The sequence below is a fragment of the Pararhizobium sp. IMCC3301 genome (assembly GCF_030758315.1).
Classification (GTDB): Bacteria; Pseudomonadota; Alphaproteobacteria; order Rhizobiales.
The window spans coordinates 671,119-684,753 of the sequence record NZ_CP132336.1 but is presented as its reverse complement, the minus strand read 5'-3'; the positions used below and the strand labels follow the sequence as shown (position 1 = coordinate 684,753).

Sequence of the window (13,635 nt, the reverse complement as noted above, 5' to 3'; positions counted from 1 at the left end):
AGAGCAACTCCGGTGCAATCCGTGTCAACTCGGCGTCCAAGGAGTGTGGCGCTTGGTCCGGCAAGGTGTAGGCCAAGGCTGTTTTAATGCCCGCTCTCACCTTGCCAGGCCTCTGCCTGGTTGGGACCATCAAGGGCGAGCAGGTCGATGGCGCGGGCTGCGATCTGGTCGATGATTTGGGCAATGGTTGCGGGCTTGAGATAAAACGCCGGCACCGGCGGGGCAATGATGGCGCCCATTTCGGTGACAGCGCACATCAGCCGCAAATGTCCCAGATGTAACGGGCTTTCCCGCGCCAGCAGCACCAGCCGGCGTCTTTCTTTCAGATGCACATCCGCCGCTCGCACCAGAAGATTGTCCGACAAGCTGGTCGCGATGGCACCAAGGCTGCGCATTGAGCACGGGGCGATGATCATGCCCGCAGAGCGGAAAGAGCCACTGGCAATATTGGCGCCAATATCATCAATGGCATGGACGTGATCGGCCAGTTTATGCAGCCGGTCTGTGGCATCGGGGCCGATTTCATGGGCCAGTGTCCGCTGTGCTGCGCCGGAGATGACCAGATGCGTTTCGACACCTTCCAGCGCCCGCAAGCGCTCGGCGATGCGCATGGCAATCGCGGCACCCGATGCTCCGGACACGCCGAGGACCACACGCTGGGGCGCACTCATAAAGTGTCCTTCTTCCCGGCCGGTGCCGGTGCTGGTGCACCCAGGTTCAGATCGCCCCAGATGGCATCCACGCGTGCGACGATCTGCGGCGACATTTTCAATACCTCACCCCATTCACGGTCGGTTTCCGCGCCGATCTTGCGCGTGGCGTCTATACCCATCTTGCCGCCGAGGCCGGGGCGCGGAGATGCGAAATCAAGATAGTCGATGGGGGTGTCGGCAATGACCGTCAGGTCGCGCGAGGCATCAAAACGGGTGGCAATTGACCACATCACATCGGACCAATCGCGGACATTGATGTCTGCGTCGACGACAATAATCAGTTTGGTATAGAGGAATTGCGGCAGAACCGACCACATGCCCATCATGATGCGTTTGGCCTGACCGGGATAGCGTTTGTCGATGGCGACCACGAGGGCACGGTAGGAGCAGGCTTCCGGCGGCAGCCAGTAATCCTTTATTTCGGGAAACTGGCGTTTGATGATTGGCGCGAACAGGCGGGTCATGGTCTCGCCGAGGCGGGACGGCTCATCGGGCGGTCGTCCGGTGAAGGTGGATAAATAGAGCGGATTTTTGCGCATGGTCAGGGCGCTCAGGGTCAGCACCGGGAAGGGTTCGACAGCATTGTAATAGCCGGTATGGTCGCCATAGGGGCCCTCCGGCGCGCGCTCATCAGGGGCGATAAAGCCTTCCAGCACGATTTCAGCTTCGGCTGGAACGGCCATCGGTAGGGAAAGCGCCGGGGTCACCCTGGTTTTGCTGCGGCGCAAAATGCCGGCAAATCCCAGTTCATTCATGTCCTCGGGCACGGGCATGACAGCGGCCAGAATGGTGGCCGGATCAGCGCCGATGGCAACAGCGACCGGCATCGGTTCGTTGCGCGTCGCCCAGAGGCGATGATGGCGCGCACCGCCGCGGTTGCCGAGCCAGCGCACAATCAGCCTGTTGGGTCCCAGAACCTGCATACGGTAAACACCGACATTGACATCATCCGGATCGTCAGGAGCACGGGTGATCACCAGCGGCCAGGTGATGAGCGGTGCAGGTTCGCCCGGCCAGCACCACTGGATGGGCAGTTTTGCGAGATCAACCTGGTCGCCGGTGAATATCTGCGCCTGAACTGGCGCGCGCCGGGTCCGGCGTGTTCCCATGGACAGGGCAGCCTTCAGAGAGGGGATCGTTTCAAAGGCCTGCTGCATGTTGGCAGGCGGCGTCGGTTGCCGCAAAAACGCCAGCATTTCTCCAAGTTCATCCAGTTGTTCAACCGCAACACCAAGCCCGAGGGCAATGCGTTCCGCAGTGCCGAACACATTGGTCAGGACCGGCATTTTGCAGGGGCGTCCTTCGGCATCGACCGGGTTCTCGAACAACAGCGCCGGTCCGTTTGCAAGCAGGACCCGGCGATGGATTTCGGTCATTTCATGGACAATCGAGACCGGGCAGCTTACGCGCTGCAGCCATTGGCGTTGCTCAAGCGCCACAATAAATGATCGCAGATCGGGATATTTGCTCATACCGGTGACGTCGAGACTGATGGATTGCTGATGGATGGCCGATTCTCGCTGGATTAAGCGCTGCAACGATCCTGGCTGTCATTGCGCTAGATCAAAGTGTGGCATCACCGGAGGCGCTATTGTTTAGCTGCACACCGAATAATGACTGGGAAGAAATGACGGTGAAGAAATGACTGGCATGCTGCTGCCGAAATTCGCAACTGTGGGTCTGACGCCGATTCCGATCCGGGTCGTCCAGCTGGTAACACAGAAAGTCTTTGATGCTGTGTTGGCGCGGCATCCGACGCTTTTTGACCGCTTGGGACCCTATGCGGAAAAGCGCTACGGTTTTGATCCCGTCGATTTGCCGTTTGTCTTTGAAGTCCTGCCTGATGGTCCAACGATCCGGGTGCTGCGCAAAGGTGTGGTGAGCACGCCGGACGCGATGGTCACAGGACCGTTCATCATGTTGCTGGCGTTGCTGGAAGGTCGGCTTGACGGCGATGCAGTGTTCTTTTCGCGCGAACTGGAAGTCTCGGGAGATACCGAAGCGATTCTGGCGCTGCGCAATGCGCTTGACGATTGCGTTCTCGACCTGCCGACCGACATTGCTGCGATTGCCGGGCCATTTCGATTGCCAGTTCAGCGTTTCTTCGAGTTTATGCGTGAATGGTTACTTGCTGAGAAGGACAGGGTATGGAACTGATTTGTCCGGCCGGAACGCCAACAGCGTTCAGGGACGCTATCGCGGCCGGTGCCGATGCGGTGTACTGCGGTTTTCGCAATGAGACCAATGCCCGCAATTTCCCCGGGTTGAATTTTTCCCGCCAGGAATTGGCCGAAGCCATTGTGTTTGCCAGATCAAAAAATGTGAAAACGCTGGTGGCTATCAATACCTTTATGCATGCCGGCAATGAGGAGCTTTGGTATCGCGCCGTTGACGATGCGGTGGAATTGGGCGCAGCGGCCCTTATTCTGGCCGATCTGGGGCTTCTCGCCTATGCGGCTGAAAAGCATCCCGAGCAACGGTTGCATCTGTCGGTGCAGGCCTCGGCTTCCAATGCGGATACCATTAATTTCATGGTTGATACGTTTGGCATCAAGCGTGCCGTGCTTCCACGCGTATTGACCATTGCCGAAGTCGCCGAAATTACCCGCAAGGTGCGGTGCGAGACCGAAGTATTCGTTTTTGGCGGGCTCTGCGTGATGGCCGAAGGGCGCTGCTCACTGTCGTCTTATGCGACCGGTAAATCGCCCAATATGCAGGGTGTGTGTTCGCCCGCCAGCCACGTCCGCTACCGGCGCGAGGGCGGGGCGCTGGTTTCCGAACTGGGGGCCTTTACCATCAACCGCTTTGCCGAGGGTGAGAGTGCCGGCTATCCGACCTTGTGCAAGGGGCGGTTTCAGGCCGGGGAGCAGAGCGGCTATATTTTTGAAGATCCGGTCAGTCTTGATGCGCTGGTACATCTTGATGCGCTGGAGGCCGCAGGCGTCAGCGCCCTCAAGATCGAGGGACGCCAGCGCGGCCGGGCCTATATCGCCGAGGTGGTCAGAACCATCCAGGCGACGCTTGGTGCCAAACCGGAACACCGGGCTGGCCATATTGGCAGCTTGAGCGCCCTGAGCGAGGGCCAACGCACCACCTCCGGTGCCTATGAAAAACGCTGGCGTTAGGTGCGGGCATGCAACAGGATTCAGTATCACAGTTGACATTGGGGCCGCTGCTTTATCTTTGGCAGGCAGAGGCGTGGCGCGATTTCTATTTCCGCATCGCCGACGAAGCCCCGGTGGATAATGTCGTTCTGGGCGAGGTGGTATGCTCAAAACGCTCGCATTTCATGGCGCCTCACATGGACGCGGTCACAGACCGGCTGCAGCGGGGAGGCAAGCGGGTGCGGCATGCCTCTCTGGCCCTTGTGACACTATCGCGCGAAGAGCGGGCAACCCGTGAATTGCGACATCTCGATACAACCGTCGAGATCAGCGATCTGTCGGCGCTGCCGGCACTGGTCGGGCGCGAAACCACGGTGGGACCACTGGTCAATGTCTATAATGCTGCGACGGTACGTTTTCTCGCCAGCCAGGGTGTGAGTTCGATCTGTCTGCCTCCCGAATTGCCGTTCGATGCAATATGCGAAATTGTGCGCAGTGTACCGGATATGGAATTCGAGGTTTTCGCCTTCGGGCGGGTGCCGCTGGCGATTTCTGCCCGCTGTGCCCATGCGCGGGTCAAGGGCAATATCAAGGATAATTGCCAGTTCGTTTGTGCCGAGGATCCTGATGGCCTGCCGGTTACCACGCTCGATGGCCAGCCATTTCTGGCCCTCAATGGCGTTCAGACCATGTCGCACACCTGCCAGACGCTGATTGCAGAAATCCCCGAGCTGCTGGCGCATGGCCTGACCGGGTTTCGGCTGTCGCCGCAGCATTGCGATATGGTGGCAGTCGCCACTCTCTACCGGCAGCTACTGTCGGGCACATTGGAAGCTGACCAGGCAGAAGCGGCGTTGCGGCAGGTTTACCCGGATGTGCCATTCTCCAACGGGTTTTTACATGCAAATGTCGGGGCTGACCTTATCCGCGCACCTGTCGGACAGTGAGCATCATGGCATCACAAACGCCAACCGATTTTTCTGATTTTGAAGGCGAGGATATTGATCGCCTGACACAGCGTATTGAGCACATTCTTGACAGTGCGGCAGTGAATTGCGTTTGCCAGGAGAGGCTGCATGATGCCTTGCGCAGGTTTGCCGATCTTGAAATCAACCGGGTTCAGCGCCGGGCCTTGACGACAGCCCGTGACCAGCGGCTGAGGATCGCGTCCATCCTCAGCCTGATGGCAGAACTTGAGGATCTCAATGTCAATGAAGTTGATACCAGCGTCTTCATGGAGTTGGCTTATCTGTTCGATGATGTAGCCAGTTCAGCACATCTGGGAGCCACTGCCATGCGCAGACTGGCTCTCGGTTCCAGCCAGGCCTGATGCCTCTGCATCTCGTAAAGCCCCATCATCCACAACCGAATGATGCCAAAACAGTCTGTGGAAGCCCGCGTGTGAGGTGATGTGGCAATGCTGCGCCGTGACATAAAGCGGATGTTTGAGCCGGCATTTTCCTGGATACTTCACGGCGCGGCGCCAGTGAATTCAGTAATGCCATCGATATTGCGGAGCGGTTCAGTTGTTCGTCACCGGTTTTGACCGCATCCGCGAAACGGTTTCCCGTTCGGCCCGCTTGCTGCGCATTGGCGGCAGGCCCCGGTCCATCAGATCCATGTCCTCAAGCACCATATCGCCCATTCGTTTGAAAGCGATGTCCAGCGCACCGGCACGATGGGCCGAACGCAGAAAGCCGGGCAGTTTGCGGACTGGATGATCGGCGGCTAACGGCTCGTCGGGAAAGACATCGCTGGCGGCAACGATATGGCCGGAGCGGACCGCCTGCATCAGCGCATCAAAATCCACTACGCCGGCACGACTGAGCAGGACGAAGGCCGCGTTCCTGCGCATCCGGGCGAAAGCTTTGCGATCCAGGAATCCGGTATTGTCACTGGTAACCGCCGCTACCACGAAGACGGTATCGCTCTGGGAAAGCACCGTTTCAAGCGATGCGGGTTCGACATTGTGTTCACGTAGAATCGACGGCGGCAGCCAGGGATCGAACACGCGGATCGTGGCATCGAAGCCGCTCAGGAGGCGGTTCAGAGCCTTGCCGAGATCGCCGAATCCGACAATGCCGATTTCCGAACCCGTCAATAGCCGGGCAGTGCTGTTGCCGTCTCCGCCCCAGAGTTCGCGCCCTTCACGAAAATCGACATCCGCATCGACGATGCCGCGTGCCAGATTAAGCGCCATGGCCAGGCCCAACTCCGCCACCGGGCCAGCAAAGACCGCTCCGGTGGTCACCACATGGATGCCGCGTTCGAACAGCGTCTCATAAGGCATGTTGTTGATCAGGTTGGATTCGACGTTGAATATGCAGCGCAGCGATTTCATTGCAGCCAGGGTTTCGGGCGTGATCGGCGGCTGACCGATAATGTAGCGCACCGCAGCAAGGGTCTCATCAGATTGCTCGGCGAGCGCGCTTGGCTCGCACTCCAGCACATCATAACGGGCATGAAGCTCGCGGCGCGCCGCGTCGGTAAAAATCAGATCCAGACTGCGCGGATCGGGTGCGCTGAGCACCAGAGGCTTACCAATTGTAGACATTGAATTTTCTCCCTACCGCAATTTCCGAAAATGCGATTTCAGCTAAACTAACTGCGATAAATCGATTTACAACAGAAAAAAATCGATTTATCGTATTTTTGTCGACCCCATAATCAGACCAAAATCCGGGCGACGGGAGGATTTTCAATGACCAGTCGCGTCGCGCTTGCGCGCCGTCCATCTATTCATGATGTTGCGAGCCGTGCCGGCGTGTCGGCTGCGACGGTCTCCAAGGTGATGCATGGTGTTCGAACGGTAAAGCCGGAAAATGTGCGCCGGGTACAAACTGCGGTCGCGGCGCTGGGCTATCGCGCTGATCCGCTGGCGTCCGATTTGCGACGCGCCAAGCGCCGGATCATCGGCGTTATTGTTCCCGAACTGGAAAGTGAGTTTTTCGGCACCATGGTGACTGAACTTGAGCGGCTCGCGGAAGATCGCGGGTATTCGCTTGTCACCGCAACGTGCCGCGAATCCGTCGACCGCGAAGAAGACATTATCCGTCGCATGCATGACTGGCGGGTGGCTGGCGTGGTGCTGGCACCGGTGCGCGATGAACACGGACCCGCCGCAAGCTACATGAAGCAGCATTCCATGAGCGGCGTGATCATCGACCGCGTGCTCTCCGACGATATATTCGACACCGTATCTGCAGACAGTTCGACGGCCAGCATAGAAGTTGCGCGCCAATTGGTCGGCAAGGGGCATCGCCACATGCTGGTCATCGGTCTGGGCTCCCATGCCGCAACCTCCAAAGCGCGGATCGATGGTTTTCGGGCCGAGGCTCTGGACTTGGCACCTGATTGCAGGATCGACGTCCTGGTCGCAGAGAGCCAGATCGGGGCACTGCGCGAAGCGGTGCGGGCGTATTTTGACCGTGGCGAACATCCGACTGCGGTCTATTCGCTGTTTGCCAAGGGAACGCTGGTGGCACTGTCAGAATTCCGGCGACGCGGATGGCGCTGTCCCGAAGACGTGTCCCTGATCGGCTTTGATGATGCAGAATGGATGCAGGTGACCTGGCCATCGATTGCCGCTGTGGTGCAGCCGGTCGAGGCCATCGCCGGCAATGCCATGGACATGCTGTTTGAACGTATCGAAGGCCGCGAGGGGCAACCGACAGCCCGCCTGCAGCGATGCGATATCTTGTTGCGGGAATCCGTGGGCGTGTCGCGCCACGGACAACCGACAGGGGGAGAAGAGCAGGCAACACCCCCCGTTGCCGATTAATTTTGCCGCACTTGATCAACAGGAGCGGACCATTAGGAGGAGAATATCATGAAACTGAAGTCAATTGCACTTGTACTGACTGCCGCGGCGAGTCTCGCCGCCATGCCGATGGCCCATGCCCAGGAAGGCGAATATGGCATTTTGATGAAAACGCTTTCCAATCCATTCTGGGGCGCCATGGGAACCGGCGTCGAGGACGGTGCCACTGAAGCCGGCGTGAAGTTTTTCTCGCAGGCCGTGGAGAGCGACCAGGCCGCCGAACCTCAGCTCAATGTCTGCAACACCATGCTTGAGCGCAACCCTGTTGCCATGATCACAGCCGCAATCAATTCCACCAACCTGCTGCCTTGCCTGAAGAAAGCACAGGATTCCGGCATCCCGGTGGCCGATTTGGATGGTAATCTCGACCCGGAAATTCTGAAAAAGGAAGGCATCAATATCGCTTTCCAGATCGGATCGGATAATGTGGCCGCCGGTGGACAGGGAGCTGAATATCTGGTCTCAAAGCTTGGTGCTGACGCTACCGGATCAGTTCTGATTATCGAAGGTCTGTCGGGCAATATCACCGGCGAGAAGCGAGCCCGTGGTTTCCGTGAGACGCTGGAAAAGATGGCTCCGGGTCTTGAAATCGTGGCGTCGCTTCCAGGCGACTGGGACCGCGGCAAGGCTGCCAACATCACCAACGATATCCTGACCCGCAATCCTGACCTGGTGGGCATATTTGCCGCCAATGACGGTATGGCGCTGGGCGCTGTGGAATCGGTCTATGCCGCCGGCAAGGGTGATCAGGTAACGATCATCGGGGTGGACGGCAATTCCGACGCCGTCAAGTCGATCAAGGACGGTCGCCTCAATGCGTCGGTCGCCCAATTGCCTTATCTGGTCGGCAAGCAGGCCGTCGAGAACATGAAGAAGGTGATCGCAGGCGAGAGTGTCGAGACCGCCATATTCGTGCCGACACTGGTCCTCACCAAGGATGTCATCGACGCCGGCACCGAGCCGATGCTTGAATACGTCAAGTAACGGACCGGACGTTGCGCAGACACTCCTGTCAATCTTCATGCCGCCGCAGGGGCGGCGGCATGAGCCCCTTCCAGAACATTACAGGGATACTGGCATGACCACGACCGCATTGTCCGGCCTTTGGACGCGCGCACAGCGCGCCTCCGTCGACCGGCTTCACATCCGCCTGGAATCATTCGTCGTGCTGGTGGTGCTGGGCTTCATCATGGCCATCCTGTCGCCCTATTTTCTATCGGTCAGCAACTTTCTCAATATCTTGCTGGCGACGTCGACCATCGGCGTGCTGGCAATCGCTGCAACATTTGTCATCAGTTCCGGCGGGCTTGACCTGTCGCTCGGCTCTGTAATGGGCCTGTCCGGCGTGGTTGGTGCCTATGTCGCTGTCATTCTCGGCGCTCCATCGCTGCTCGGGGTTGCCGCCTGCATCGCTGCCGGAGCGCTGGCGGGATATGTCAACGGTCAGATTGTCACCCGCGCTTTCGTGCCGGCCTTTATCGTCACCCTGGGCATGCTCGGCATCGCCCGCGGCTTGGCGCTGGTGATTTCCGGAGGACGGGTTATCTACGGCCTGCCGGATGCCTTGCTCTATCTGGGTCAGGGCAGGCCCTATGGAATACCGGTTCCGGTGATCATTTTCATCATCACCGCAGTCTGCGCGCATTGTGTGCTGGCCTATACACGCTTCGGCCGGCACACTCTGGCGCTCGGAGATTCAGAGGGTGCGGCGCGCGCCGCCGGCATCCGCGTCGAGCGACAGCGCCGTATTCTCTACACTTTGTCGGGCGCACTGGCGGGGCTCGCCGGCATGATCTTCATGGCTCGCATCAATTCCGGTGACCCTACAGCCGGTCTCAATTACGAGCTCACGGCGATCACTGCGGCGATTATCGGCGGCACCAATCTGTTCGGCGGTCGCGGTTCGATCCTTGGCACAATGATCGGCGCACTGATCATGGGCGTATTGCAGAACGGGCTCAATCTGCTGGCGGTGCAATCCTACTACCAGCAGATGGCCATTGGCGGCGTCCTCATTCTGGCGGTGTTCATCGACCAATATCAGTTGCGCAAGGAGACCCGGACATGACCCTGCTGAAACTGACCGGAATTACCAAGAGCTTTGGCGCGGTTGACGTGCTGCACGGCGTTGATCTTACTGTCGCGGCCGGGGAGGTCGTTGGGCTGGTGGGAGACAATGGTGCTGGCAAATCAACGCTGATGAAGACCATCACCGGCATCTATCAGGCCGATTCGGGAACAATCGAACTTGATGGCGCAAGCATATTGCATCTCGATCCCGGCCAACGCCGCCGTATCGGAATTGAAATGATCTATCAGGATCTGTCTTTGGCCAAACAGCAGGACGTCGCCAGCAATATCTTTCTTGGCCGCGAGCCGGTCAAAAAATGGCTCGGCTTGCTTCCCGGGATCGTCGACCGGGCGCGGATGAACCGCGAGGCGGGGGAAATGATTGCCAGGCTCGGCGCGCATCTTCCCTCTATCAATCGCCCGGTCGGAACCTTTTCAGGCGGGCAGCAGCAGACGGTGGCCATTGCGCGGGCGCTGACTTTCAATCCGAAACTGGTGATCATGGACGAGCCGACTGCCGCATTGGCAGTACGCGAGGTTCAGAGCGTTCTCGACCTGATCCGCCGCCTGAAATCGGAAGGCATCGCGGTGATCCTGATTTCGCATCGCCTCAACGATGTGTTGTCGGTGACAGACAGGATTGTCGTGTTGCGGCACGGCACCGCCGCAGCTGAACTGACCACAGCCGACACTGACATGAACGAGGTGGTGGCGCATATAGTGGGAGCGCGCGATGCCGCTGCCGCAGAACATGAAATGAGTGGATGAACCAATGAATACGCTTGGACTGCATACTTTTGCAATTGCCCCGGTCTGGGACATCGCCCTGATCGAGGCGGAGATGGAGCGGATTCGCAGCCATGGAGTCGGTCTGTTCGAAATCCCGCTGCTGCGCCCGGAAGAGATTGATGTCGCAGGGACGTTGGCCTTCAGCCAGCGCCACGGCGTCGAAGTTATATGCTCGCTTGGTCTGCCCGGCTGGGCAGATGTGGTGGATCGGCCTGACGATGTGCTGGCCTTTCTGACACCGGCGTTCGAGGTCACGCGCTCTGTCGGCAGTGCATCCCTGTCAGGCGTCACCTACGGAACCATCGGACGCACCAGCGGATCTGCGCCCAGCGAACGGGAACTTGATGGGATGTGCCGGTTTCTCGAACGTGCTGCAAAGCAAGCCGCCGCCCACGGTCTGAAGCTCGGCATCGAGCCGTGCAACCGGTATGAAACCCATCTGATGAATCGCGGCAGCGACGCTGTGGCCATCATCGAGCGCGTTGGAGCCGACAATATTTTCATCCATCTCGATACCTATCACATGAATCTGGAAGAGGAGAGCTTCGATGCAGGCTTCAGAGCTGCGGCGCCTTATCTGGGTTACGTCCATGTCTCCGAGGCCAATCGGGGCGTCCCCGGCCGGGGTCAGATCAACTGGGACGCGGCTTTCGCGGCTATCGCCAGGATCGGGTATAACGGCCCGCTGACCCTTGAAAGCATGAATCATGTCGACAAGGATATTGCAGGCGGTCTGGCGATCTGGCGACCCGTGGCCGACAATCCCGATGATGTAATTGACGCAGGGCTGCCGTTTCTGCGCCAGGCGGCGGAAAGAGCCGGCTTGCAGCTGGGGTGACGCCCGGTATTCAATCCGATCATTGCGCAGCGTTATCTGCGGTGCCGGATGAACTGATCCGGAGCATCAATTGGTTCAATGAACCGTGCAACGCTCTATGCAGGTGGCTGGGCTCTTGTCAGGACATTCTGCTCGATGAAGCGGGCGGCGTGCTCGCCTTTCAGGCTGCGTGCCCAGAGCTGGCTGGTCATGGTCTTGTAAAGTTGTGTGGCATCGGGCGCGGCGCTGATAGTGGCAACGCCAAGCCGGACATTGGCGAAGGCGCCCAGCCGAAACGGGCTGACGGCAACCGACATGCGGTTGGCCTGCCGGAAGATCTGCAGGCTCGCGCCCGGCATGGAATCCACAACCACGCCCAGTTGAACGCCAATCGGATGGTCCCGCAAAATCCGAACCATGTTTTCAATTTCAATGCGGGCGATCTCGCGGCGCCGCCCCAGATCGACATCCGGCGGATTGTGCGCTCCCACGAAGCCGACCCGCAGAAACTGGTTCAGTTCTGCGGCCGAGATCAGGCTGATGATACTGGGTGCGCGTTTGCGGTAGTTGGTTTTTCGGGCGGTAAGAATATCGATAAGCGTGTCGACATCGCGCAGTGCCTGGTCGCGCCGCTCGACATTGTCCGGGATGCTCTCCTTCAGGACCTGAGGCAGATATTCATCGTAAAGATCGGTGGTCAGCAGATAGGAGACCGGCCCGAACAGCACACTTATCTGATCGACGTTTTCCTCAAGCTGGCGCATTCTTTCAAAAAAACTGACAGCAGAGGCGATATATTCCACACCGGCTCCGAGCAGGGTCGGCAAAGACACATCCAGCAGGTCTGCGATTTTCACCAGTGTATCGATTTTGGCCGGCTGACCGGATTCGTAGCGGTAAATGGCGGCACGCGAGACACCGGCCTTGTTTGCCAGTTGCTCCGGGGTGAGGCCGGCCCCTAAACGGAAAGCCTTCATCCGCTCGCCAATTTCTTCTATCGATATGCTTTGATCCACAGATGCGCCTTTGTAAAACAGCTGCCTTTGACATGGCGGCCATTTCAGATTTTGCACATCTCTCGCAAAAAAGGAAATTAAATTGGAAAATTTCTCATTTTTGAGATAATTCTTGACAAAGCGACAATTGAAAAATAGCTTTGATAGTCTAATAACCACGTAATTTAAGCACCACCACTCGGGGAGAACCGATGAAAACCCTTTCGAAAGTTACCAGACTATCTCTTACAGCTCTGGCGCTTGGCAGCATCATGACGCTGACATCGCCAATGGCGTTTGCTGCTGAATTTGTCGCCAAGATCGGCCATTTGGAATCGGATCAGCAATCCCGGCACATCCTTCTTGAGAAAGTCGCCGATCTTGTCAAAGAGCGCAGCGGCGGCGACGTCGAGTTCCAGATTTTCCCACAGGGGCAATTGGGCAATCAGCGTGAAATGACCGAAGGTGTCCAGCTTGGCACGATACAGGGAACCGTGGCGCCCGCAGCCTTTCTGGGTGGTTTTAACCCGGCTGTTTCCATCCTGGACATTCCGTTTCTTCTTCCCGCTGATGCTGATAAGGCCCAGGAACTGCGCGAAGGTCCGTTCGGACGGGCGCTTCTGGAAACGTTCAAGTCCAAGGGCGTGGTCGGCGTGGCATTGTGGCCGAACGGTCTGAAGAATTTTACCTCCAACAAGCCGCTCGATAATCTCAGCGACCTTGGCGGCCAGAAATTCCGCGTGATGGATTCCAAAATCCTGATCGAGCAGTTTGATGCGCTCGGCGCATCGGCAATCGCGCTGCCGTTCAGTGAATTGTACACCTCGCTGCAGACCGGTGTTGTCGATGGCCAGGAAAACCCGCTCGACACAATCCAGCGCATGAAGTTCTACGAAGTTCAGAAATACCTTGTTGTATCTGAACATGGGGCGATGGAAGACGTGGTTCTGTTCAATCCGGCCTGGTGGGACAGCCTGCCGGAGAATTACCGCGACATCATCACCACTGCCTTCGAGGAAGTCGTGCCGGAACTGCGCGCTCACAAGGCAGCAGCGATCGAACAGGCGCTTGAGACCATCAAGCAAAGCGACATCAATGTCCGTGTCGCCTCGGATGCAGAAAAGGCCGAATTGCGCGCCAAAATGTATGACAAGTCTCGTGCGGCTTACATCGAACGGGCCGGTGAAGACGGCGAGGCGCTGATCGCTGCATACGAAAAAGCCTTCTCCGAGCTCAACTGAGTTCGACGAAAGCTTGAAACGGGTAGCGCAACAGCCTGTCGCTACCCGTTTTTCAATTTAAGGCTGCCCGACGACATTTCCAACAA

General features: G+C 58.2%; 14 protein-coding genes. 10 read left to right on the top strand and 4 right to left on the bottom strand.

Annotated elements, in window-relative coordinates; genetic code table 11:
- Positions 1–83: 83 nt before the first annotated feature.
- Together RAL88_RS03060 and RAL88_RS03055 are read right to left on the bottom strand one after the other, a co-directional pair.
- The gene (locus RAL88_RS03060; protein ID WP_306267220.1) at positions 84–671 is read right to left on the bottom strand and encodes a UbiX family flavin prenyltransferase; all 588 of its coding nucleotides are present in this window, start codon (positions 669–671) and stop codon (positions 84–86) included.
- A complete protein-coding gene (locus RAL88_RS03055) occupies positions 668–2,185 on the bottom strand; it encodes a UbiD family decarboxylase (protein ID WP_306269571.1) in 1,518 nt (505 codons plus the stop codon). The genes RAL88_RS03060 and RAL88_RS03055 overlap by 4 nt, the downstream gene beginning before the upstream one ends.
- 169 nt (positions 2,186–2,354) lie before the next feature.
- Between RAL88_RS03055 and RAL88_RS03050 the strand changes: the two genes are divergently transcribed.
- The 4 genes from RAL88_RS03050 to RAL88_RS03035 are packed head-to-tail and all read left to right on the top strand — an operon-like array spanning position 2,355 to position 5,147.
- The gene (locus tag RAL88_RS03050; protein ID WP_306267218.1) at positions 2,355–2,870 is read left to right on the top strand and encodes an SCP2 domain-containing protein; all 516 of its coding nucleotides are present in this window, start codon (positions 2,355–2,357) and stop codon (positions 2,868–2,870) included.
- Positions 2,861–3,838 carry a peptidase U32 family protein gene (locus tag RAL88_RS03045; protein ID WP_306267216.1) on the top strand — a complete coding sequence of 326 codons (978 nt, stop codon included), beginning with the start codon at positions 2,861–2,863 and terminating at the stop codon, positions 3,836–3,838. Before RAL88_RS03050 ends, RAL88_RS03045 begins: the two co-directional genes overlap by 10 nt.
- Positions 3,839–3,846: 8 nt before the next feature.
- Complete coding sequence (locus RAL88_RS03040; protein WP_306267215.1) at positions 3,847–4,764, top strand: U32 family peptidase; 918 nt, start codon at positions 3,847–3,849, stop codon at positions 4,762–4,764.
- Between the two features lie 5 nt (positions 4,765–4,769).
- Positions 4,770–5,147 carry a hypothetical protein gene (locus tag RAL88_RS03035; protein ID WP_306267213.1) on the top strand — a complete coding sequence of 126 codons (378 nt, stop codon included), beginning with the start codon at positions 4,770–4,772 and terminating at the stop codon, positions 5,145–5,147.
- Positions 5,148–5,339: 192 nt separating this feature from the next.
- Here RAL88_RS03035 and RAL88_RS03030 read toward each other — a convergent pair whose 3' ends face one another.
- A complete protein-coding gene (locus RAL88_RS03030) occupies positions 5,340–6,371 on the bottom strand; it encodes a hydroxyacid dehydrogenase (RefSeq protein ID WP_306267212.1) in 1,032 nt (343 codons plus the stop codon).
- A gap of 147 nt (positions 6,372–6,518) precedes the next feature.
- Here RAL88_RS03030 and RAL88_RS03025 point away from each other — a divergent pair, with 147 nt between their 5' ends.
- From RAL88_RS03025 to RAL88_RS03005, 5 genes are all read left to right on the top strand, one after another.
- A complete protein-coding gene (locus tag RAL88_RS03025) occupies positions 6,519–7,598 on the top strand; it encodes a LacI family DNA-binding transcriptional regulator (protein ID WP_306267211.1) in 1,080 nt (359 codons plus the stop codon).
- Between the two features lie 48 nt (positions 7,599–7,646).
- A complete protein-coding gene (locus tag RAL88_RS03020) occupies positions 7,647–8,621 on the top strand; it encodes a substrate-binding domain-containing protein (protein ID WP_306267209.1) in 975 nt (324 codons plus the stop codon).
- Between the two features lie 94 nt (positions 8,622–8,715).
- Positions 8,716–9,705: an ABC transporter permease gene (locus RAL88_RS03015; RefSeq protein ID WP_306267207.1), complete on the top strand. Its 990-nt coding sequence runs from the start codon at positions 8,716–8,718 to the stop codon at positions 9,703–9,705.
- Positions 9,702–10,475 carry an ATP-binding cassette domain-containing protein gene (locus RAL88_RS03010; protein WP_306267205.1) on the top strand — a complete coding sequence of 258 codons (774 nt, stop codon included), beginning with the start codon at positions 9,702–9,704 and terminating at the stop codon, positions 10,473–10,475. Before RAL88_RS03015 ends, RAL88_RS03010 begins: the two co-directional genes overlap by 4 nt.
- Positions 10,476–10,479: 4 nt before the next feature.
- On the top strand, positions 10,480–11,334 hold the full coding sequence (locus RAL88_RS03005) for a sugar phosphate isomerase/epimerase (protein WP_306267204.1): 855 nt from the start codon (positions 10,480–10,482) through the stop codon (positions 11,332–11,334).
- Positions 11,335–11,429: 95 nt separating this feature from the next.
- Here the strand turns inward: RAL88_RS03005 and RAL88_RS03000 are convergent, their stop codons facing one another.
- The gene (locus tag RAL88_RS03000; protein WP_306267203.1) at positions 11,430–12,329 is read right to left on the bottom strand and encodes a helix-turn-helix domain-containing protein; all 900 of its coding nucleotides are present in this window, start codon (positions 12,327–12,329) and stop codon (positions 11,430–11,432) included.
- A gap of 191 nt (positions 12,330–12,520) precedes the next feature.
- Between RAL88_RS03000 and RAL88_RS02995 the strand changes: the two genes are divergently transcribed.
- Positions 12,521–13,549 (top strand): TRAP transporter substrate-binding protein, encoded by a 1,029-nt coding sequence (locus tag RAL88_RS02995; protein ID WP_306267202.1) that lies wholly within the window; start codon positions 12,521–12,523, stop codon positions 13,547–13,549.
- The last annotated feature ends 86 nt before the right edge of the window (positions 13,550–13,635 follow it).